Here is a 22,288-nt window from a genome sequence, read left to right on the forward strand (position 1 = left end):
AACCGCTCAATTCGCCCGGATCAATTGCTTGTTTGCATCAGGCCCGGTGTTTCGGTGATTCCGGCCCGGTAGTTAGTCTGTTAGCTAGCCCGGCGGTTACTGGCTGGCCGCCGTAGCGGTCGATTGGTCCTCGACCTCCTGATACTGCGCATCGATGGTCTGGGTCGCCGGGGGCGGGGCCGGTTTGGCCGGGGCGGCATCCGGGCTGGCCAGTGCCTTCACATTGGTGCCTGCCGGGGCCGGTACCAGCCAGTGCAGGATGTCAAAGCGACCGGTATCGACGCTGAACGGCGTCCAGACCGATTGCGTGGCACCCGTTTCAAGAGAGACCCAGCAGGGTGCCGGTGGCCGTTCTTCGGCCATGCTCAACCACTGCCCGGCCGCAAATGAATCATTGGCTTCCTTGATCTCCAGATCCGCCAGCAGGCGCAGGACGCGAATGCCGCCCTTGTTCTCGAGTGCTTCGGTCAGCAGGGTGCGGGCCTCGTTCCACTGGGCATTTTCCAGCAGCAGGGGCGCGATCCCCAACCGGTCCTCATTGGTCTTGCCGGTACAGAGCCGCCGCATCCAGCGGAGCCTGCCCTCGGCATCCTCATAGGGCGAAAATTCCTTCCAGACTGCAATCAGTTCCGGATGCGGATTGATTTGCCATGCGCTGTCAATCACCGCACGGGCCTTGCGCAGCTTACCTTCTTTGGCCAGCAGCCGGGCATAGCGTGCCGCCGCCGGGGCGAAGGTGGGTGCCAGCTTCACCGCCTTGGCGACGAAGTTGAGCGCATCGCGGTGGCGATTATAGGTTTCGGCGGCGAGGCTGCGGGCCATCATGATGATGCCGCGCTTGTGCTTCGATTCCACCTTGTCGATCATGCCGATCCGGCGCATCTGGTCGACCAGACCGAGGGCGCGATCATAATTCTCGGCAATGGTTTCAAGATCGTAGAGCGTTTCCACCACCCATGTGCTGGTCGGCTCAAGCCGGAAGGCATCGCGCGCCAGTTTCAGGGCATTGCGGTTGACCGCCCCGGTCACATCCCGGCGGCCATTGGTTTTCAGTTCCTGATTGAGCAGGCCGCGCAGGCCAAAAAATGCCAGATCGGGGTGCTCGACCATGGCGCGGTAACTGTCCTGCGCTGCCTTGACATCGCCGCTGATCTGCGCCGCCTGTGCCGAGAGCAGCAGGGTCAGCGGGGCATCCTTCAGCAGCTTGCGGGCCTTGTTGGCCTGCCGTCCGGCCATGTTGCCATCACCGGCCGCAACCGAGATCAGCCCCTTGGTCAGGGCCTCATAGCCCTGGCTGCGCTTCTTACCATGACGCCATGATCCGAATCGTCCGGGGGCGGCAGCGAGGCGCTTGTAGCCGTGATAGATGAGCGATGTGAGAATGATCAGTACCAGCAGGATCAGGGCGACAACCGGGGTCGTGGTCTCGATCACCTGTCCCTGCCATTCGAGCGTCAGGTCGCCGGGATGCTCCACCAGCCAGTAGCCGATGGCGACAACAACCGCGATTTTGAGGGCATAGCCGATAATTTTGATCATTGTTCGGCCTCCGCAGTGCTGGCGGAGAGTGCGATCAGTTGGCTCAGGGCCTCATCGACACTGATCCGGCGCAGGGCTTGCTCGCGCCAGTCGGCCAGCGCCTCGATCGCCGGTTCTGGCAACCGGTCGGTCAGGGCATAAGCCGCTTCCACATCGCCGTTCTGCAGACGATATTCGGCGCGGGCCAACAGGGCCGGTGGGGTATCGCCTTCGACCTCGCCCGGTGCCTGACGGACCGTAATCAGCGACTGCAACCGACCGATTGTCTGTTCAAGCGTCGATTGCTCTTCATTCATCCGAATGGCGGCCAAGGCGTCACCGGCCTGATGGCCGAGCTGTGCCGCCAGTTCGCTGGCGGTCGGTGCGCCGCGCTCGGCATACTGAGCGAGGCGGTTGAGGATATCCTTGGCCTCTGGACCGGTAGGGGCCAAAGCTTGCACCGCATTCATTTCGGTGCCGAAAGGTTTGCTGCTGCGCGCGGCGGTGACCAGATTGCCGCTGGCGAGAACAAAGCTGGCGGCGCGGGCCGGCATGGCGTTGCGCTGTTCGGATTGCAGTGCGACCAGCGCGCTTTCCAACTCGTCAACGGTTTCGGCAATCGGTGCCAGATCACGACCGATATCTCGGCGCAGGCGTTCAAACGCCTGTGGGGAAACGCCCCCGCCATTGTTCTCGGCGAGGCCATAGGCAATGCTGCTCTCCAGCTCTTCCAGCCGGGTGTCGATTTGCTGCAAGGCTGCAGTAAAGCGCTGCTGGCTGATCCCCTGTGGACGCTGGCTGACCACACGGAAGTCGTCGCGCAATTCCTCCAGCCGGGATGACAGGTTCTCCAGTCTTTCGGCATTCGGATCAGCGGGCAAGGGCAGGCCGAGGCTGCCATAGAGCGGATATTGCCAATATGGTGCCGTCAGCACGGCGGCCAGCGACAGGACGGCCACCGCAACGGCAATGCCACCGGCTCCGCCACTCGATTTATGGTGCGGGGTAGTGGTGTCGACTGCGGCATCGGCCAGCGGGGTGGTGGCCTTCACCTCTTCCGGGGCTTTCAGGCTGCCAGAACCATCGGCTGGTTCCTTCGGTTTCTCGCCGCGCTGTTCGGCAATATGGTTTTTCACCTGCCGCGCCTTGTCGGTGGCGGTTGGTGAGGCCTCGTCTGCCTGTTCCCGGGTCAGCGCCTCATCCTTGCCGGTGGCTGGTGGCTCACTGGCTGTCGTCTCATTGTCGGCTGCGGGCATGGTGGTTGCCGACTCAGCCTTGATCGTATCGGCTTTTGGCGCAGTGCTGTCGGGTTTGCTGCCGGTTTCATCGGGTGCGGTTTCGGCGAGCAGGCCGTCACGCAGGGTAATGCCATGCTTTTTGGCACCCTCGGCGATTTCCTCATGACGGTTTGTCGGGATTGCCTGTCGTTTCTTCCAGCCCTGAACCGTGGTTACCGGGATATCCAGCTTTTTCGCCATGGGACGGATGCCGGAGAAGGCAGCGATCAGTTCCTCGGTTGCTGTTTGCTTGGGATCGGCGGAAGACGTATCGGCGCTCATGGGCAGGCACTCTTTATGTTTTGCCAGATATTGTGCCGACCGGATATGTCGCGGGGCGTGATCCGGCGCGCAGGCTGGCGGAAATTTCTGTCATGGCGCGGATCAGGACGGGCCGGCCATTATTCGTGTGTACCTGTCGCAGCATACACGCACTGCAACAGGGTACAAGTATTTGCAGCGGGATCGGAATGCGTACCGGTTGATATCAGCCGCCGAGCGCGCTGACAGCATCGCGCAGGGTCTCGATCATGGCATTTTCATTCGGTTCATGCGCAACACGTACGGAGCGCCACGCCACGCCGATCCGCGCCGCCTCGGCAACCTGATCTGACATGCAGATCGCGGTCATCTGGGGTGCGGCGGCGGCAAAACCCTGGCTTTTGGCAAGGGTGACGAAGGCCTGTGCCGTGCGGGTGGAGAAGAACATCACATAGCCGATCTCACCGGCATACATGGCATTCATAGCCGCTGTTTCAACGGAATCAGCCGTACGTGCATTATAGATAACCGTACTTTCGGTCTGGTAACCGTATTTCAGCAGCAGCTTGGCGAAATCCTTGGTCACATCGGCGCCGCGCACATGCACCATAACGCCGCGATCCGGGCGGGTCTGGGTCAGGATCAGACGCATCAGATCCTTGGCATCGCCATCGGCGCTGATAACGGTCTTGAAACCGCAATTTTCCGCCATGGTCTTGGTGCCCTGACCAACACAGAAGGCCGGTACCTCTGATGCTTCAACGCCATTTTCGCTGCACCGTTTATCAAACATGGTGACCGCGCTGGGGCTACAGAAGATCAGGCCCTGGGCATGCTGCAATGGCGGGATCGAGGCCACCATGGATTCAATTTCCAGCATGGGGGCGATGAGTGTCTCAAGGTCATGAACCGCGAGTTTCTGGGTCAATGACTGGGACTGGTCATGCGGACGGGTCAGTAGGACTTTTGCCATCTGATACTGGTGACTCTGGAGACAGGCTGTTGATCCGGGACGCGATCATAACGAGGCTTGGTCACATCGCACCAGTCAAATATGGGACAAAGGTAATTTTCTTACCCGTACAGGTCGATCAGGGCTGAACCAGCGGCAGGTCCGGGCGCAGAATTTGGCCCAGCTCGTAGCCCAGTTCCCGGGCGTTTTCCATTGGTCCGCGAATATCCGCCTCCCGGTGATAGCCGCCATCGGGCCGGGTGATCGAGCCACGCAGCCAGAGCGAACCGCTGGTGACGTCCGGCAGCGCATAACCGGCAATCGGTGTCCGGCAGGAGCCGTCGAGCACGGCCAGCATGGCGCGCTCGGCGCTGACACAGGCAGTTGTAGTGCTGCAGTTGAGCGGTGCCAGCAACTCGGCCATCGCCGCATCATCCGTGCGGCGCTGGATACCGATGGCACCTTGCGCAACCGCTGGCAGCATCTGTTCAGGGTCCATGACGTTGGTGATCACTTCCGTATTGCCGAGGCGGTCGAGACCGGCCACCGCGAGGAAGGTGGCGGCTGCCTCGCCCTGCCGCAATTTGCGCAGGCGGGTCTGGACATTGCCGCGGAACGGGATGACCTCAAGATCGGGCCGCAGTCGCTTGACCAGCGCCTGCCTGCGGATGCTGGCGGTGCCGAGCACCGCGCCCTGTGGCAAGTCGTCGATTGAGGTCGCCTCGGGTGAGATAAAGGCATCGCGGGCATCGGCGCGCGGCAGCAGGCAGTCGATGACCAGCCCCGGCGGCAATTCGGTCGGTACATCCTTCATGGAATGAATGGCGAGGCTGGCCCGGCTATCAATCAGCGCATCCTCGATTTCCTTGGTAAACAGGCCCTTGCCGCCCGCTTCCATCAGGGTGCGATCCTGTATCTGGTCGCCAGTGGTGGTCATGGTCAGCAGCTGAATACGGTCCGGCTCGATCGTCGGATGGGCGTGAAGCAAGGCATCGCGCACCATCTCCGCCTGGGCCACGGCGAGGGGGGAGGCGCGGGTGCTGAGATAGATAATATCGGGCAGTGAGGGCATGGGATTTATCTGGCCGGGGCAAGTCGTGAAATCGGGCGGGATAATCGGCAATGTGCCTGCGGCATTTGACAAAGCAGAGCGAACGGGCGATTGGAAGCACTAAATTGCCAGCCGCATTATCCGGTTGGCCTGTATAGGACAGATTGACCCCGGCATCCATGCCCCATGCGTATTCTCGGTATTGAAACCAGCTGTGATGAAACCGCCGCCGCGATCGTTGAGACCGATCGTGACGATGCCGGTCACCTGCGCGTGCCGGGCAGGCTGCTGTCCCAGCAGTTGCTGAGCCAGATTGATGCCCATGCCCTGTATAAGGGCGTGGTGCCGGAAATCGCCGCCCGCAGCCACCTTGCCTATCTCGACGGGTTGATCCGGGCCGCGATGGAAGAGACCGGGCTTGACTGGTCGGACCTCGATGCCATTGCCGCGACCGGTGGGCCGGGTCTGATCGGGGGGGTCATGGTCGGCGTGACCATGGCGAAATCCATCGCCCTTGCCCATAACAAGCCGTTTGTCGCGGTCAATCATCTGGAAGGCCATGCGCTGACCGCACGCCTCACCGACGGGGTCAGCTTTCCGTTCCTGCTTTTGCTGGTCTCTGGCGGCCATTGCCAGTTGCTGAGCGTCGAGGGCGTTGGCCGCTATACCCTGCTCGGCAGCACGCAGGATGATGCGGTCGGTGAGGCGTTCGACAAATCGGCCAAGCTGATCGGCCTCGGCTATCCCGGCGGGCCTGCCGTTGAGGTATTGGCGCGGGACGGCGATCCCGAAGCCTATGACCTGCCGCGCCCGATGCTGCACAAGCCGGGGTGTGATTTCTCCTTCTCCGGCATGAAAACCGCTGTGCGCAATGTGGTGGAGAGCTGGCCGGCGGGGGCACAGGATCGCCAGCGGCTGAGCGACCTTTGCGCCAGTTTTCAGGCTGCTGTCGCCGATGTGCTGGTCAGCCGCAGCCGCCGGGCGATGGAGCGGTTTGTCGGCGAGTTTGGCACCGGGCACAGCTTTGTGGTCGCGGGCGGGGTGGCGGCGAACCAGTATCTGCGGGCATCCCTGCAGGCGCTGGCGGTGGAGCAGGGCTTCGGTTTTGCCGCCCCGCCACTGGCGCTCTGCACCGATAATGCCGCGATGATCGCATGGGCAGGGCTTGAGCGTTACGCTGCCGGAATGATCGATGCGCTGGATTTCAAGCCACGTCCACGCTGGCCGCTGCAGGAAATGACCGCAGCCTGAGCAACTGGTTGCGCAAATAATCTTGCACGATGCGATAACGCTTCTTATACCGTTTGGTCATGAGCAAGCAGGAAGACATTCTCAACGCCGCCGAGGCGCTTTTTGACGAACGCGGGTTTCATGCGGTCGGCATTGATGCCGTGATCGAGAAGGCCGGGGTCAGCCCGCGCACGCTCTATCGCCATTTTGCCTCGAAAACCGTGCTGGTCGAAGCGGTGCTTCAGCATCGCGACCAGCGGTTCTGGAAATTTTATGCCGAAACCGCAGCCATGCACCATGCGGCCCATGGCGATTATGTGCTGGCGGCGATTGATGCAATCGGCGACTGGCTGACCGGGGTGACCGCCCATGGCTGCATGTTCCTGAAGGCGCTGGGCGAATTTGCCGATACCGAGCCGGCGCTGGTGTCCCTCGCCCGCGAACACAAGCAGAAGCTGCTCGGCGATCTCTGTACCCGTGCCGCCAGCCATGATCCCGAGAATGCGCAGGTGCTGGGCCGCCAGCTGTTCCTGCTGGTCGAGGGCACGATTGCCGAGGCTCGGCTGTTCGGTGCCAATGAGGCGACCGAATATGCCCGCGCCGCTGCCTGGGCCCTGCTGCAACAGCCGGTTGTAGCGCCAAACTGATCGTCAGTAGAGTCTAGGGCGGATTGACCACATCCAGCCCGAGCATCCAGCCGGTCGCAATACCGCTCAGGGTGCGCAGGATGCGTGGCGTTTCCGGGTCCGGGCCGATATGGCCTCCGGTGATGGCGACCATATCCTTTGGCTCCGGCGTCAGCGCAATCATCCGCTCCGCCGATGCTTTCGGGATCACGCCGTCGCGCGATGCGGTGACCACCAGAAACTGCCCGTTCAGCCGGGGCAGGTAATGGGCAGGCTCAATCGGGGCAAGCATCTTGCCAGCCAGCCAGCCGAGCCATGCCAGCCGTGACGGGTTATCGCGCAGCCATGGGCTGTTGCCGAGGGCCGGATTGGCCTCGATCATCGCTGGAATATCAACGCCGCCAAAGGCCAGCAGACTTGCCGCCAGCGGCTTGTCGGCGGCTGATGCCTCCTCGATCAGAAACTGCGCCGAAGGGGCGATCATGGCACCGAGGGAGACGCCGACCAGGCTGATACGATCCCTGTCCACCCAGTCCTGTGCACTCAGCCAGTCATAAACCGCGGCAATCTGGCCGGGCGCGCTCAGAATATCCCGGCGCAGGGCCGGTGCCTCGGGCAGCAATCCCCAGCTTCTCGGCATTTCATCCGGTATCGGCATCGGCCAGTCGAGCGAGACCACGGCGTTCTCACCAACCGCAGGCATGAAGGCCAGTGCCTGTCGGCCCTTCGGCGCGCCGCCGAGCAGGATGATGGTCGGGACGGGCGTGTTGCCTGCTGCCGAGAGGCCGGTGTCAGGCGGTTGCGGGCGATCGACAACGAAGGTCACCTTGCCGACCGCCTCATCCATCAACTGCCAGTCGGTCACGATGCGACCATTATCTGTCGTCTCGAACAGGCGTTCGACGGTGCCGCTGCCCGCCGGGCGCGGCAGGGCGGCAATAGGGTCCTGCCAGTCGAGCGTAGCGACCCAGAGCAGCGCCGAAAGCGGCAGGGCGAGCAGAATGATCACCGTCGCCAGCAGGATCGGGCCGAGCCAGCCTATACGCTGTGCGGTTCTCTTGCTGTCCGGTTGTTTGCTCACGGGGATCGGCTGGATAGAGGTCATGACAGCAAATGTGGGGGAAACTGTGCTGTCAGCAAGGCACGGATTGGGAATAATTGCGGCAAACGCTTTTGCCTGTACGGCCTCGTGCTTGCCTGTGGCCGGTCACCGGCGCTACTGTCGCCGCATCATTCAGGCTATCCAGCATTTCTGCTCAGTATTTACCAAGATTTCCCGAGGCAAACACCCATGGCTTTCTATTTCCTCTGCAAGGACAAACCCGGCGCCAGCGATATCCGCATGGCCAATCGTGAAGCGCATCTGGCCTATCTCGCCGAGCACGAAGACAAGATCATCGCCGGTGGCCCGCTGCAGACCGAGGATGCCAGCGGCATGATCGGCAGCCTGCTGATCATCGACTTTGCCAGCAAAGACGAGGCCGAAGCCTTCGCCGCCAATGATCCCTATGCCAAGGCAGGTCTGTTTGCCGCGGTCGAGATCGGCCTCTGGAAACAGGTCTATCCAAAGGGTTAAGGGGCGGCAGGCATGCAGTACTGGCTATTCAAATCCGAACCGTTCAAGTGGTCATGGGACCAGCAGGTCGCGGCAAGCGTCGATCACTGGGATGGGGTGCGCAATTATCAGGCCTCGAACAATATGAAGGCGATGAAGCTTGGCGATCGCGGCTTCTTCTATCACTCGAATGAGGGAAAAGAGATCGTCGGCGTGGTTGAGGTGGTCAGGGAATACTACCCGGACCACACCGATCCCAAGGGCCGGTTCGGGATGGTCGACGTCAAGGCGCTGCACCCGCTGAAGACACCGGTGACCCTGGCTCAAATAAAGGCTGACCCGGAACTTGCTGATATTGCACTGATAAAACAGTCGCGTTTGTCGGTTTGTCCGATAAAGCCGGATGAATGGCAGTATATCTGCAAACTGGGCGGGATCGACCCGTAGCGCTTAGCGCGCCATTCGGCTAGCGCCCGCCGGGTGCGGGCCGTGCGGTGGCGTCAACAGCCGGTTTCCGGCGTGCCGCCCGCTGCATTTTGAGCCGCGCTGCCGTGGTGCTCGCTTCCACTGGCGGGTTATGGCTGTCCCATAGTTCGGCATCGGGGTTGCGGGCGGTTTCCCGTGTCGCTGCAGCGAAGGGTTCGCGCATCGGGTGCGTTGATGGCAGCAGCGCGTCCATGGCCTTCAGATAGTCACGGACAAAATAATAGGTCGGGCTGCCCGTTGCTTCACGGCCCAGAGTGCCCAGCTCACGGGCAAAATCCGTGTCACTGTTTTTGAGCGCTTCCCGCAGCTGCGCCGAGGTGACCTGCAATTCGGCGAGGTCTTCCGGGTCATGCTTGCCCTTCACCACCGACCGGCGGGTCTGCTCGGCAATGCCATCGGTACCGGGATCGATGATCCGGCCACCATCGGCGACGTAATCCGGGATGCTGTTGAGGGCGGCGGTAAAGGCATTCTGGGTGCTGTAGATGCTCACATCCGGTTTACCGATCATCACCGCGCACATCACATTGATGACCCGCCAGCGGTTGGCGAGAATGGCTGCCTCCAGCGCCTCACCCGGATCATCGCTGCCGATCTGACGGAGCGAGAAGCCGTCAGCATATTGCTCGTCCGCATTCTGTCGCGCCATCTGGTCCACCGGCTTCGGCCATGTATCCTCATCGAGATCGTCGGGCGGGGGCAAAGGCTCGAAATCCCTGTCATGGCCGCGGAGGTCAGCAACTGCATGGCCAACCTCGTGCCAGGCGGCAAAGCGCATATAGCGGAAGTCCAGCTCAGCAATCTGATCGTCATCGAGATCACGACCGAGATCGCCGTGCCATGACATGATCTCCGCCAGATTGGCGTCCGGGCCGAACAGGTCGCGGGCAAGCTGGAGCGGGCTCAGAATGGCAACCGCTGGCACTTCACCGGGCTTCAGATCAAGCGGCAGGTTGAAACCGCCCCCGGCACCGTAATGCTGGTCGAGCATCTCCAGCTCTTCCGGGTTCAGTTCCGCCATTTGTCGGGCGATGGCGTCGGCCAGCGCCGGTGGCGCGGTTTTCAGAGCATCGGCGATAGCATCCTGAACGTCATCATGCTTGAAGCGGTTGATCAGCAGCACATGGCCGTCCAGCTCCGGACAGCGTGCGCGCATGACGGCAATGGCTTTTTCTGAGGGGGAGAGTTCAGACATTGGCGATTTGGGGCTTATGGACCGGGTGGTCGGGCATCACGGCCCGGTTTTGGTTGCGCTGTCGCGGTGCGTTTCCGGGTCAGGCTGATGGCTGACAGGGTGGCTTCGATGCCGGGAAAGCGGCGATCCCACAGGGCGCTTTTCGGGTTCTGCTGCAGGGTTTCGCGGGCTTTCTCCACATTCTTGCGGATCGGGTCCTGTGCCGGCAGCCGCTGGTCGAGTACCTCGAGATAATCGCGGGCCAGAACATAGGAATTGGCATGATCGGCGTTTTTACCGACCTTGCCGATCTTGGCCAGAAACGCAGGCCCGCTCAGCCCCTTCTGCTCGAAACCATCCGGGTTGAGGTCCCAGAAATCCTGTACGATCCGCCGATAGCCCTTGTCCGATGGCTGGCGGTCGATCACATGCTCCATGGCCATCTCGCCGATGCCGATATGGTCACGCGGGGCGTCCGCTTTGGCGAAATTGCGGGCCAGATTGCGCCAATGCGGGTTCGGTACATGCTTCAGCCCGCCGCTGCCGATGGTGATGTGGCTGATCGCATGGATAACCCGCAGATGGATGAAATTGCGCAGAATGTCGGTGGTCGGGGTATGGAGCGGCGGTGAGCCCTTGGGCCGGTCCTGTTCCGGGCGCATGATCAGGCCGATGGCATAGCTGTCGGAAAAGGTTTCCTCGGCATTGCTCAACATATCCTCACGCAGGATCGATGGCGCGCGGGTCTGGTGAATGCGCTCGGTGGTATGTTCCTCGAAATTCTGATCCTCGAACAGCACATGGCCGAATTCATGCCAGGCGGCGAGGCTGGCACCGTCAAGTTGGTCGGCCTCACTGAACCTGAACAGCTCCTTGTGCCATGGCATCGAACCGGGCAGCCATGACACCGGGTTCATCATACCGCCATCAACCGAGATCGGCTGGACAAAGAAATATACCGGCTCGCCCTCGGCGGAGAAGGTCTGGGCAAAGGCCTGACCATCGGCGAAATCGGCATCCACCTCCTCAAGCATCTCGATTGAGATATGTTCCAGGGTTTCAGCCGTATATTTGCCGTTTGGGCGGAATTTTTCCGGGCGGGTCAGGACTTCCGACATGGCATCGCCGAGGCTGGTGGTATGGACCCGGTCGAGCACCATGGTCTTGGGGCGCAGATGCTTGAAAACCGCAAAGAACTCGGCCTCGAACAGGGCCAGATTGGGCATCTTGTCCGGCCCGTCCTCATATCGTGTCGCCTCCGGAACGATCCTTACCGGCGCTGTACTGGCGCTATCGGCGGGCTGTTTGCGAGGGGATGGGGAGCGGGAGTACAAGGATCAGGCGGTCCGGCGGTTGGCGGTGACGACTGATCCCTGTCTAGAGCAGTTTGATGAAACTGCTTAAGCTTTTGATCTTATTCAGTGAGACAGGCCGGATGGCGATGCCGTGCGCATCTTGTCGGTGAGGTCGACCATATGGGTAATCTCGGCCAGAGCGGCGGCGATCTTGGCCTCGGCCAGCATGATGGTATCGACACTGACGGAGGTCGGGCCGTTCGGCTCTGCCGCTGCCAGCACGAGGTTGATTGCCTCGATGGTGGTTTCCCATCCGGCCTGTGAGGCCTCGCGGCAGGCGGCATTCAGGGCGGCATTGACCATATCCACCTTGTCGCCGGCGGGTTTCTGACCGGTTGACTGGTTTGCTGATTGGCCGGTGCTTATCGTCGGGGCGGTCGATTTGGGCTGTGCCATGATATGGGTCCAGTTCTCGTTGGTTGTTGTCTTCGTGCTGTGCCAACACTGTCCCACCAAGCGATTGCCAAAAGGTAAACGCTTGGTCTTGCGGTTATCGAAATCTTGGTTGGTCGAGAATGACACTTGCCCGCCGCCATCAGTCGTTGCAATCTGCTTCCAAACAAAAACAACGACATCGCGTTGTTGAAGAAGAACCAGCAGAGGACAAGAGACATGCCCGACGGCGCATCAATTTTTCCGGTAAATGAGAAGGTGGCTGAAACCGCCCTGATCGATCAGGCAACCTATGACGCATGGTACAAGCGATCGATCGAGGACCCGGACGGATTCTGGGGCGAGCACGGCAAACGGCTCGACTGGATCAAGCCCTATACCAAGGTCAAGAACACATCATTCGATCCGGTGGATATCAAATGGTTCGAGGATGGCACGCTGAATGTCTCGGCCAATTGTGTCGACCGCCATGTGGCCGAGCACGGCTCCACCACCGCGATCATCTGGGAACCGGATGATCCGAATGAGGCCGCCCTCCACATCACCTATGCCGAGCTGCAGAAACATGTCATGCGTTTCGCCAATGTGCTGAAGGCGCAAGGGGTGAAACGGGGCGACCGGGTTACTCTCTATATGCCGATGATCCCGGAAGCGGCCTATGCCATGCTCGCCTGTACCCGGATCGGGGCCATTCACTCCATCGTCTTTGGCGGTTTTTCGCCGGACAGCCTGCGCGACCGGATAGTCGATTGCGACAGCAACTGCGTCATTACCGCTGACGAGGGTCTGCGCGGTGGTCGCAAGGTGCCGCTGAAGGTCAATCTCGACGAGGCGCTGGAAAAGGCACCGATGGTGAAGTCGGTGATTGTGGTTGAGCGTACCGGTGCCGGTGTCGCGATGACCGAGGGCCGTGACGTCTGGTATCACGAGGCCGTCAAATCCGTTGACGATCATTGCGAGCCGGAAGAAATGAGCTCGGAAGACCCGCTGTTCATACTCTATACCTCCGGTTCAACCGGTAAGCCTAAGGGTGTGCTGCATACCACCGGTGGCTATCTGGTTCATACTTCGATGAGCCATGAATATGTCTTCGACTACCGGCCGGGCGAGGTTTACTGGTGCACCGCTGATGTGGGCTGGGTTACTGGTCACTCCTATATGATCTATGGCCCGCTCGCCAACCGGGCGACCACGCTGCTGTTCGAGGGCGTGCCGAACTATCCCGACACCTCGCGGTTCTGGGATGTCGTGGACAAGCACCAGGTCAACAGCTTCTACACTGCGCCAACGGCCCTGCGGGCACTGATGCGCGACGGCGATGGCCCGGTGAAGAAGACCGACCGGTCAAGCCTGCGCGTGCTGGGTTCGGTGGGTGAGCCGATCAACCCGGAAGCCTGGATGTGGTATTACGAGGTGGTCGGTGAGAAACGCTGCACCATTGTCGATACCTGGTGGCAGACCGAGACCGGCGGTATCCTGATCACACCGTTGATCGGTGCCATTCCGACCAAGCCCGGCTCGGCAACCAAGCCGTTTTTCGGGGTTCAGCCGGTAATTGTCGACAATGAGGGCAATGAGCTGGAAGGGGCGACCGAGGGCAATCTCTGTATGCGCGACAGCTGGCCGGGTCAGGCCCGTACCGTATTCCGGGATCACGAGCGCTTCATCCAGACCTATTTCTCGACCTTCAAGGGCAAGTACTTCACCGGTGATGGCTGTCGCCGTGATGCCGACGGCTATTACTGGATCACCGGTCGGGTCGATGACGTGATCAACGTCTCCGGTCACCGGATGGGTACCGCCGAGGTCGAGAGCGCTCTCGTCGCCCATGAAAAGGTCGCCGAGGCGGCAGTGGTCGGTTATCCGCACGACATCAAGGGGCAGGGCATCTATGCCTATGTCACCCTGATCGCCGGTGAGGAACCGACCGAGGAGCTGCGCATGGAACTGGTGAAATGGGTGCGCAAGGAGATCGGTCCGATCGCCACGCCGGATCTGGTGCAATGGGCACCGGGCCTGCCGAAAACCCGCTCGGGCAAGATCATGCGCCGTATCCTGCGCAAGATTGCCGCCAATGAGCATGACGCGCTGGGCGATACCTCAACCCTTGCCGATCCTGCCGTGGTTGATGATCTGGTCGATCACCGGATGAACAAGGGATAGGTTCCGGGTTCTGGCCAGTCATGACGCAAGGCGCTGGCTGTTCTGTCTGATTTACATGGCAACTGTTATTGCTGTTTTCACGTGATGGGCGCTAACTGCGCCCATTCGCGTTTCTGACGTGTCGATTGTCGTGACCAGAGAAAAAAGAAGGATGACAGCCATGGCAACTGCGCTCCCCAGCGGCCCAGAGGTAAAACTGACCGGCGATCAACGGATGCTGGCCCCGGTTGAGCGGGTGCTGACCGATGCCGTCAATGCCGATGACCTGCCGAGATCATACCGCGACAACGCCCGCCGGGCGATGCGCTGGTCATCGGAATTGCTGACTCTGCTCAGCGACAGTGCCTCACCGCGCGATGCGGTACATACCAAGGTGCGCAATCTGGCTTCTGTCATGCAGGGCATTGAAGGCTATCGCCGGGACAGTGGTGCTACCGATATTGCCGATGACCTGAAACAGGTGCGCCAGTCCCTGACTCGCAAATTCCGGCCCTTGCGGAGCGAGGTTGATGCTGATCTGTCCGATCAGCCGACAATGCGCCCCGCTGCACGTCCCTGATCCGCTATCTAATGCGGCCGTTGTGCTTGCAGTGGCGCTTTGTTCAGGGTTGAAGGGAGTACCTCAATGTCCCGGATGATCTTGTGCTGGTGCAAGTTGATCAGCTTTTTCAGCAGCTTGCGCGTTACGGTTACGCCCTTGCGGATGATCAGGCGACCATCCTGGGCGAACAGATCGCGGTTCAGCACATCACCGACCACCAGATGATTGCCCGGTACGGTTACCGGGTTTTTCAGCGTCTTCGGGCTGTCGTCCAGCATCATATCCACGGTTCGTTTCAGTTCATCGGCGCTGAGCGTCAACCGTGGCATTGCCTCGTCCTTTTGTTGTTCGCGACGTGCCTGATCAAGTTTCTGCCGAACTATTTTCTTATCGATACACAGGTCCGGCGCCGCCTGTTCACGCTGTAATGCGCTTTGCGTATGGGCCAGCACGGTTGCCTTCGAGAACGGTTTCTCGATCAGTTCATAAACCTGAAACCAGGTCGCAACCCGCCTGCACTGGTCGGTTATATTCGAACTCAGGAATACAACCGGGATGTTTGGGCGCAGGGTTGTGATATCGGCGCGAATGGCGGCGATAAAATCCAGTCCGGCCAGATAGGGCAGTGATTCATCAATAAAAATGAGGGATGGGGAGATGTTTCGCGCGCGTTCCATGGCATCAAGGCCGTTATTGAGCGCTACAACCTGTTTGAAGCTCTGCTCTCTCAAGGTTGATGTGACAGCATCGGTGATCATCGGTTGTGGACTGACAACCATCGCTTCAGAGTTTTGATATTTGTTCCTTGCAAAGCTGCCCATAGTAAAAGCCTCCTTATTTCTACTTATAAGAATAGCCCCGCAATATTCTTCATTCGTTATATCTAAAACACTCTCAAATTTTGTTTGGTTCCGGCGCGCCTGCAAAAAATTGACAGGGCAACTCTATAGGTGTGCAAACGACTATTGGAAAATACTCGCAAAGAAGTGTTGCCCAAACCCGGATCAGATCGGGCAAGCTGTTGGTGCAAAAGAGATTGGCAGTTTGTGTCTGGTATAGACCCGGTTCAACCCGCTTCGGCTTTTTCGGGTTCTTCCTCGAGGAAGCTCGGGCGTAGCCCCTTGCGGAAATCGTTCATGATGTCGAGAAATTCCTCGGCATCGCATTCCTTGTTCTTGCGAATGCTGAACCGGTAATCCCAGAATGATACCGCATGTTTGATCGCCGCGATCGAGGCGCCAAGATCATAGAAAATCTGCGGGGCTTCATCGAGGAAGCTGCGGAACCGCTGCGGGTTACGATCACGCAGCAGGCCGGTTTTATAGGCGATATCGTATTTCGAAATGGTCTTCTGGATTTCCACCAGTTCACGCTTCATCCCCAGCAGGGTGGTCTGGCGCATATCCTCGATCTGGATTTCAATGTCCCGGTTCGGGAAATGGATGACCTTCAGGTTCTTTACCCGGTTCTGGAACCCCTCGAACTGCTGTTTCACCAGACCGAGATTGCTCTTGTAATAGATGAAGCCCTTCCACGCGAACAGTACTTCCGGCGCTTCCTCGGGTTTCAACTGCAGGCTGTTGATCAGGGGGCGGATGGCCTCAATGTCCCGGCTGTCCCACATTTTATCGACCAGACGGTCGATCTGCTGGCTGCTGGTCGCACCATCGCCATAGGCGAGCTCGGCCAGCGGCGTGAACTCCCGTTGGACGAAATTGCGGATCTGCATGTATTCCGCACGGTCGAGATCGAAATAGGAGACATGGGGCTGATACCCCTCAAGCCGCATGCGTTCGCGGATCAGGAACGGATCGAGCGATGGCAGGCTGTCGAGTATCCGCAGCAGCAGTATATCCCGGATGACTTCCTCCGGGTCTTCGTGCCGGTCCATGCCGAAATGTTCATGGAAGACCTCATCGGCCCCGCGTTCATCGACAAAGATAAACTTGCCGCCCTCTTCCAGACGCTTGCTGTTGAAGGCGACAAAAATCTTCGTGCCGACCGACCGGGTGCCGTCGAAAACCTCCATCTCCTCCTGACGCAACCGGTGTTTCAGGAAGATGCCTTCATTCAATATCTCGTTATTGAAGAACGGTGAAAATTCTTCACCTTTCTCAAGGCCTTCGATAATTCTTGGTGTTTTGTAGAGCAGGTTCAGGATGCGTGCGGATGACGGACGATCCTTGATATTCGCCATATTCCGGTATGGCGTTTTTAGTATGGCCATCCTGTATCCCGCTACCGCTGATCCCCAGTGAACTGGCCTACAACTATTCTACGGATAGCGGGTCCATGCAAGTGAAACAATCATGTGTTTCAGGGGATTGCACGGAAGCCGCGCATCGCTGGTCAGCTTGAAGCCTATGGTAGATAGGCCATGGCGAACAGGGCGGTTTCCTGTGGCCAGGCGAGCTGGATCATGGTCATGGCCATGATCGTGACCGCAATCACGAGATTGACGGCGCGCGCCATCGGGCCGCGCTCGATCTTGATCGGCTCGATCTGTCGCCAGAAGCCGAATTTCCGCATGATCCGCAGGGGGAAGGTGGTGAAGGCACCGGCCCCGAGCGCCAGCCAGGTCAGCGGGTTGGTCAGCGCGCCCATGGTCCGGCGCAGCTCAACAGCGAGGCCGCCGGCATATTGCTCCACGGTATCGCGGACATAATTGGCGTCCTTGATCACCAGATGGCTATGGCCGTTCAACCGGTTCTTGCCGATATCGGCGACCAGATTGATGACCAGATGATATTTGGAGAACAGGTATTTGGCACCGCGCGGCTTGTACTTGACGATGCCGAGGCGACCCATGTCCCGCTGCATCCGTCGGGCGTGGCGGTTAAGCCATTCAAAGGTCTTGCGGTTCCGGCCTTCCTCGGCGATCAGCAGGTCGAGCTTGGTGATGAAGGCTTGGGCCATCTGCTGGCGTTCCCAGTCGACGAACAGCATGGCACCACACCGCCCGAGACCGAGCAGTAAAATGATGACCAGCATAACCGGTGCAAAACCTATAAGGGTTGTCAGCACGCTTGTTCGTCCCTCAGCCTGAATTAAGGCAAAATTGTGTCATATTCTTTTTAGCCGATAGCGGTGAAAGCGCAGCGCGTTCACATATCTTTAATATTTCTGCCGGATTTGCTTGGGTTTCCGACTGCGTCACTCTAGCGAACAGGTTTGAAAACGCAGAGCGTTTAGCAGGTCTGGTACGCCAAGTTGACGAAAAAATGCTGCGGTGAAGCATTACTGCCCGGCTGCCCAACTGAATTGCCCAACTATGGACGACCATATGATGCGGTCTGAACACTGGTCGGACGCGGATTTGCGCGACTGGTGGAAAGCAATAGCCCAAATCCGGGGGATATAGTTAGCTGTCATCAGAACGCGAAGTCGACAGAATCGGAGTGATGCAGAATGCAGACAAGTTTCGCAAAAAGACGCCAGTGGATTGGCCAATGGCTAATGATCTCACTGGTGCTTCTGGCAGCGCTGGTCATGACCGGTTGCACCAATGTCTCAACCCAGCCGACCTATATCTATGGTGAGCGGCCGGACAGCTTTTCCTATCCTCAGGCACCACAGCTGACACCCTTGCAGCAACTCGAGGGATATTTCACCGATCCGTTCCATTGGCCACACTCACTGGACCCTGCCACCTGATCTCCGACCGCGTGTTACCCGGGTGAATAACCAGGGTAATTGATTGTCGCGTAAACTGTTTTGTTCCCAACAAAGATGCGGCATTTGGATATTTTGCATTGTGGTATCTTGCGCGTGATGGCATGGTAAAGTGTATATCAAACGCATCTGTGGGGGATGCGATTGTATGTATGGCCTGTATCATCCTGTGCCATGGTCTGTGGGGACCGTCAGGATGATGAACGGGGGGATTTATGACCAATTATGCAAAGATGGTGCGTGCTATCCTGACTGAAGACGTCAAGGTGCTGTACTCGATTGTGTCCAAATCCGAGAATGTGGACGCTTTTGATGATACGGGCCGCACGCCACTGCATATTGCGGTCATGCATGCCCGCACACAGGCGATCGGCCCGCTGGTCGAGGCTGGTGCCGATGTGAACCTGCCATCCGGTGATCACAAAACCGCTGCCGAGATTGCCGAGAGCAAGGGTGGTCTGGTGCAGCAATGTCTGGCCGATGCCAAGGCCGGTTATGACGGCAATGCAGCTCAATCCGAGATCAGTGAATCCGGGGCGCCACCCGCCAAGAAGGCCGGTATTCCGATCGGTCGCAAGGCGGTCGAAGCCATGCGCCGCAAGCGTAACAACGGCAATCTGGTTGGCGATCTGGCAACCTGACCGGATCAATACGCGGCTCTTTTTCAATATGAATAATGCAAACCATACCTTTGCCCATGTCGGGTAAGGCGGAAATCTGGCATGTGGACTGGGGTACACGCCAAGACAAGCGCTGGCTGACCCGCATCCTGATCGACGGCAGTGCTTCGCCTGTTATGCAGGCGCCCGAACTGTTCGAGCCTTGGCATGAACGTCTGCTGACGCCGGATTATCTCGCTGACACGCAGATAATACTGGGGCTTGATCTGCCGATTGGCCTGCCTACACATTATGCGGTCCGTGTCGGCATTACCGACTTCCCACAATTTCTGTCTGGTGCGCAAGGGCCTGACTGGATTAAATTTTCCACGGTCTGCCGATCACTGACCGAGGTTTCGCTAGAGCGGCCATTCTTCCCCTATCACCTTGTTGATCAGACAGCGTTGCATGGTCTCACGCCACAACAGGCCTGGCTCAAAAAGCTGGGATTGACCAAGTCAGCGGTTTATCGCCTGTGTGATAGCGAAACCCCGCACCGGGAATCAGCAGCGAGCCTGTTCTGGACCAAGGGTGCCAATCAGGTTGGCAAAGCAGCGCTTGGCGGTTGGGGCGAGGTGATCAAACCCCTGATGGCACTCCACGGCACGGCTCTTGGCATCTGGCCTTTTGATGGGGATTTTGCCGAACTTTGTGCCACGAAAAGGCTGGTGATTGCAGAAACCTATCCGGGTGAGATTTACGGCTGGTTTGAGTGCAAGCCGATCTCGAAAACCAGACAGGCCGAGCGGTTAAAGGTCATACCGCAACTCTCCGATACCATTGCCGATCTGGGCATTGTCATGACCCCGTCAGCCCGCACCGCGCTGGAAACCGGGTTCGGGAATGATGCCCGCGGCGATGACCGGTTCGACAGCTTTGTCGGTGCGCTTGGCCTCTATGCGGTCCATAGTTGCAAGCGCCCGGCCCCGGTGCCGGGTGAGCCGATCTTCAGGACCATCGAGGGCTGGATATTGGGTCAGGCGCTGCCTTAATTGCTGCTGCTACTGCCCATTTCGCGGTCGGCATAGGCCTTGGGCGCAAAGACGGCCTGGGCAATCCGTTCCAGCGGGCGACCGAGTGCGGTCGAGGTGATCTGTACCGTGGTAAATAGCGGCAAATTCGGTGCCTGATCCATGAACTCGATGCGGACCAACTGACGGCGGTGGGTCGGCTCGAAACTGCGCTGGAATTCCTCGGCCAGCCGGGAGGCAACCGGGTAAACCCGGGTAATCCGACCGTCAAAGGTTTCAACCCCGGATTTGATCGCCACTTCCTCGCCCGGCTCAAGGTCATAGGCGGTACCGGTCGGTACCTGCGCCAGCACAAAGCGCTCGTCATAATACAGCTTCATCAGGCTGTCGCCGGGTTCAACCACGGCACCCTCAACCACATCGAGATTGGCAACGAGGCCATCCTCAGCGGCATATATCCGGCCCTCGTTATAGGCCTCTTCGAGTTGAATAAGGGTTGAATCCAGTTCCGCCAGGCTGACCGTCATCAGACGGATGGTTTCATCAATCACGCTGGCGTCGGCAATGACCTTTTGTGCCTCTTGCATGCCCTTGAATGCTTCATCAACCGCTTCCGACATACGCTCGGAGCGAACCAGCCCCTTGGCGCGGGCGGCGCGGGTGGTGTTGAGCGTATCCTGCAGGATTTTGGCACGCTCATTGGCAGCATCGCGGGTGGCGAGCAGGAACTCGCGTCTGGCAACCATGTCATTCAGATCGCGCTCCATTTCCAGCTTGCGGGCACGTAAGGTTGCCACCTGCTCCAGCACATCGCGCGAGCGGACCACAGCAATCAGCTGCCCGGCCTGAACCGCCGAGCCTTCCTCGACCAGTAAGTCGGTTACCGTGCCGCGATGTTCGGTGGCGACGTCATAATTGCGCTGCATCACCTGTCCGTCGGCATCGAGATAGACCAGATGACCGAAGGCAAGGTCGGCAATCGCGAGCACGATCACGGCCAGCAGACCGAGATAGATAATCCGGCCATAGCTCTTCTTCGGTTTCCGCTTTTCGCTGACCAGATTATCAACGCGGGTACGGGGTTTGATGCGGTGCATTACCATTGCTCGACGCTCCGTCGGACTTTAGTGGGGTAAAAACTGTCATTGTAGGAGCTGCGGAAGGCGAGCTCGGTAAAACAGGCGACAATCCGGATGCCGCGCAGGAAATAGCTGGCATAGAGGCTGTAGCCGGGCAGATAGATCCAGAGCCGATGCATGCCGCGCCGTGGTGTCACCAGCACACAGGTGAACATGGTGAAAGCCGACAGGATCGTGTAGACGCACCACAGGAACAGGAACACCGGCACGACCAGGCTTGGGAAGAAGATGATCACGTAAGGCAGATAGACCGCATAGCTGAACGGCAGCAAAACATTGAAGAACAGGGCATTGACGCTGGCCATGATATCGCGCCAGCGGAATTGCCGGGAGGTCGGGTCAAACACAGTGCGGAACTTGCGGAACCGGTTGCGGATCAGGCTGCGGTCCCAGCGAATTCGCTGGCGGATCAGGCCCTGATCGGAATTGGGCACATTGGTCAGGCACCAGGCATCCTCGGCAAAGGCCACCTTCCAACCGGCCCGGCGCAGCTTGATGGTCAGGTTGCTGTCATCGCCCGGACCCACATCCCAGCCACCAACGCGCTGGATGGCACTGCGGCGGAACGCACCGAAGGCACCGGAAACGATCATCAGCCAGCCCATGTAGTCGAGGAACTGGCGACCGAGGCTGATATTGTCGAAATACTCGATCGCCTGAAACCGGGTGATCAGGTTTTCGCGCGCGTTGCGGGCGGCGATATTGCCGGAAACCGCACCGATATCCGGATCGGACAGCAGCCGGGCAACGATCCGCTCGATCGCGTCATCATCGAAGCTGGTATCGATGTCGCAGGAGACCACAACCTCATGACGGCACAGGCTGAACCCGAGATTGAGGGCCGCTGCCTTGCCACCGCGCAGATCGGTGGAGATATAGTCATGGATCAGGCCGTTGCGCTTCAGCTCGCGGGCGACGGCGCGCATGTTGTCGGTCGAGCCGTCATCGACGACAACGATCTGCAGGTTGTTCTGGGTCTGGCGGTGCAGGGTGTGGATGCTCTCGGCCAGCCGGTCGCCCTCGTTATGGCCGACAAGCAGCACGCTGACCGGCTCATTGATCCGGCTCGGGGCCGGTTTCTGCGGCACCAGCGCCCAGGTCAGCCCGACCGCCAGTGTCGACAGGAAGAAACGCGGCAGATCGAACAGGAACAGGGGCCAGAACAGGTTGAATGCCGACTTCAGATCGAGCTGAGCCGCCAGCAAAAAGCCTTCCTTGAGCCAGTCAGAGAACATGAAAGATGGTCCTGATAAGAGTTGCCGCGA

General features: G+C 59.3%; 22 protein-coding genes. 9 read left to right on the forward strand and 13 right to left on the reverse strand.

What is annotated here, in order from left to right; translation table 11 throughout:
- Positions 1-96 precede the first annotated feature (96 nt).
- From CBB62_02255 to CBB62_02270, 4 genes are all read right to left on the reverse strand, one after another.
- Positions 97-1,539, reverse strand: a complete 1,443-nt coding sequence (locus CBB62_02255; GenBank protein ID OUT41202.1) for a hypothetical protein — start codon at positions 1,537-1,539, stop codon at positions 97-99.
- A complete protein-coding gene (locus CBB62_02260; GenBank protein ID OUT41203.1) occupies positions 1,536-3,077 on the reverse strand; it encodes a hypothetical protein in 1,542 nt (513 codons plus the stop codon). The genes CBB62_02255 and CBB62_02260 overlap by 4 nt, the downstream gene beginning before the upstream one ends.
- A gap of 205 nt (positions 3,078-3,282) precedes the next feature.
- Positions 3,283-4,029, reverse strand: a complete 747-nt coding sequence (locus CBB62_02265) for a hypothetical protein (GenBank protein ID OUT41204.1) — start codon at positions 4,027-4,029, stop codon at positions 3,283-3,285.
- A gap of 118 nt (positions 4,030-4,147) precedes the next feature.
- Entirely contained in the window at positions 4,148-5,080 is a 933-nt protein-coding gene (locus tag CBB62_02270; GenBank protein OUT41205.1) for a hydroxymethylbilane synthase, read from the reverse strand.
- Positions 5,081-5,245: 165 nt separating this feature from the next.
- On the opposite strand from CBB62_02270, the gene CBB62_02275 reads away from it, so the two are divergent.
- A complete protein-coding gene (locus CBB62_02275) occupies positions 5,246-6,310 on the forward strand; it encodes a tRNA (adenosine(37)-N6)-threonylcarbamoyltransferase complex transferase subunit TsaD (GenBank protein ID OUT41206.1) in 1,065 nt (354 codons plus the stop codon).
- Positions 6,311-6,369: 59 nt separating this feature from the next.
- Positions 6,370-6,936, forward strand: coding sequence for a hypothetical protein (locus CBB62_02280; protein ID OUT41207.1), 567 nt, complete (start codon positions 6,370-6,372; stop codon positions 6,934-6,936).
- A 13-nt stretch (positions 6,937-6,949) separates the two neighbouring features.
- Here CBB62_02280 and CBB62_02285 read toward each other — a convergent pair whose 3' ends face one another.
- Complete coding sequence (locus CBB62_02285) at positions 6,950-8,020, reverse strand: hypothetical protein (protein OUT41208.1); 1,071 nt, start codon at positions 8,018-8,020, stop codon at positions 6,950-6,952.
- Between the two features lie 186 nt (positions 8,021-8,206).
- Between CBB62_02285 and CBB62_02290 the strand changes: the two genes are divergently transcribed.
- Complete coding sequence (locus tag CBB62_02290) at positions 8,207-8,491, forward strand: hypothetical protein (protein ID OUT41209.1); 285 nt, start codon at positions 8,207-8,209, stop codon at positions 8,489-8,491.
- Positions 8,492-8,503: 12 nt separating this feature from the next.
- A complete protein-coding gene (locus tag CBB62_02295) occupies positions 8,504-8,917 on the forward strand; it encodes a ubiquinol-cytochrome C reductase (protein ID OUT41210.1) in 414 nt (137 codons plus the stop codon).
- A 19-nt stretch (positions 8,918-8,936) separates the two neighbouring features.
- On the opposite strand, the gene CBB62_02300 is transcribed toward CBB62_02295, so the two are convergent.
- The 3 genes from CBB62_02300 to CBB62_02310 form a co-directional block, all read right to left on the reverse strand.
- The gene (locus CBB62_02300) at positions 8,937-10,151 is read right to left on the reverse strand and encodes a hypothetical protein (GenBank protein ID OUT41211.1); all 1,215 of its coding nucleotides are present in this window, start codon (positions 10,149-10,151) and stop codon (positions 8,937-8,939) included.
- A 14-nt stretch (positions 10,152-10,165) separates the two neighbouring features.
- Positions 10,166-11,356 carry a hypothetical protein gene (locus CBB62_02305; protein OUT41212.1) on the reverse strand — a complete coding sequence of 397 codons (1,191 nt, stop codon included), beginning with the start codon at positions 11,354-11,356 and terminating at the stop codon, positions 10,166-10,168.
- 192 nt (positions 11,357-11,548) lie between these two features.
- On the reverse strand, positions 11,549-12,007 hold the full coding sequence (locus tag CBB62_02310) for a hypothetical protein (protein OUT41213.1): 459 nt from the start codon (positions 12,005-12,007) through the stop codon (positions 11,549-11,551).
- Positions 12,008-12,097: 90 nt separating this feature from the next.
- Here CBB62_02310 and CBB62_02315 point away from each other — a divergent pair, with 90 nt between their 5' ends.
- Positions 12,098-14,041, forward strand: a complete 1,944-nt coding sequence (locus tag CBB62_02315) for an acetate--CoA ligase (protein ID OUT41214.1) — start codon at positions 12,098-12,100, stop codon at positions 14,039-14,041.
- A gap of 160 nt (positions 14,042-14,201) precedes the next feature.
- Positions 14,202-14,600, forward strand: coding sequence for a hypothetical protein (locus tag CBB62_02320; GenBank protein OUT41215.1), 399 nt, complete (start codon positions 14,202-14,204; stop codon positions 14,598-14,600).
- An 8-nt stretch (positions 14,601-14,608) separates the two neighbouring features.
- Here the strand turns inward: CBB62_02320 and CBB62_02325 are convergent, their stop codons facing one another.
- The 3 genes from CBB62_02325 to CBB62_02335 form a co-directional block, all read right to left on the reverse strand.
- On the reverse strand, positions 14,609-15,403 hold the full coding sequence (locus CBB62_02325; GenBank protein ID OUT41216.1) for a hypothetical protein: 795 nt from the start codon (positions 15,401-15,403) through the stop codon (positions 14,609-14,611).
- A gap of 245 nt (positions 15,404-15,648) precedes the next feature.
- The gene (locus CBB62_02330) at positions 15,649-16,779 is read right to left on the reverse strand and encodes a hypothetical protein (protein OUT41217.1); all 1,131 of its coding nucleotides are present in this window, start codon (positions 16,777-16,779) and stop codon (positions 15,649-15,651) included.
- Between the two features lie 164 nt (positions 16,780-16,943).
- On the reverse strand, positions 16,944-17,573 hold the full coding sequence (locus CBB62_02335) for a hypothetical protein (protein ID OUT41218.1): 630 nt from the start codon (positions 17,571-17,573) through the stop codon (positions 16,944-16,946).
- 465 nt (positions 17,574-18,038) lie between these two features.
- Here CBB62_02335 and CBB62_02340 point away from each other — a divergent pair, with 465 nt between their 5' ends.
- The 3 genes from CBB62_02340 (at position 18,039) to CBB62_02350 (ending at position 19,905) form a co-directional block, all read left to right on the forward strand.
- Positions 18,039-18,236, forward strand: coding sequence for a hypothetical protein (locus CBB62_02340; protein ID OUT41219.1), 198 nt, complete (start codon positions 18,039-18,041; stop codon positions 18,234-18,236).
- A gap of 233 nt (positions 18,237-18,469) precedes the next feature.
- Complete coding sequence (locus tag CBB62_02345) at positions 18,470-18,895, forward strand: hypothetical protein (protein ID OUT41220.1); 426 nt, start codon at positions 18,470-18,472, stop codon at positions 18,893-18,895.
- A gap of 56 nt (positions 18,896-18,951) precedes the next feature.
- Positions 18,952-19,905: a hypothetical protein gene (locus CBB62_02350; GenBank protein OUT41221.1), complete on the forward strand. Its 954-nt coding sequence runs from the start codon at positions 18,952-18,954 to the stop codon at positions 19,903-19,905.
- Here CBB62_02350 and CBB62_02355 read toward each other — a convergent pair.
- Together CBB62_02355 and CBB62_02360 are read right to left on the reverse strand one after the other, a co-directional pair.
- On the reverse strand, positions 19,902-20,987 hold the full coding sequence (locus CBB62_02355; GenBank protein OUT41222.1) for a hypothetical protein: 1,086 nt from the start codon (positions 20,985-20,987) through the stop codon (positions 19,902-19,904). The genes CBB62_02350 and CBB62_02355 overlap by 4 nt on opposite strands.
- Complete coding sequence (locus tag CBB62_02360; GenBank protein OUT41223.1) at positions 20,981-22,258, reverse strand: hypothetical protein; 1,278 nt, start codon at positions 22,256-22,258, stop codon at positions 20,981-20,983. Before CBB62_02360 ends, CBB62_02355 begins: the two co-directional genes overlap by 7 nt.
- Positions 22,259-22,288 lie beyond the last annotated feature (30 nt).

It is taken from the genome of Micavibrio sp. TMED2 (genome assembly GCA_002168225.1).
In the GTDB taxonomy this organism is placed as follows: Bacteria; Pseudomonadota; Alphaproteobacteria; order TMED2; family TMED2; genus TMED2.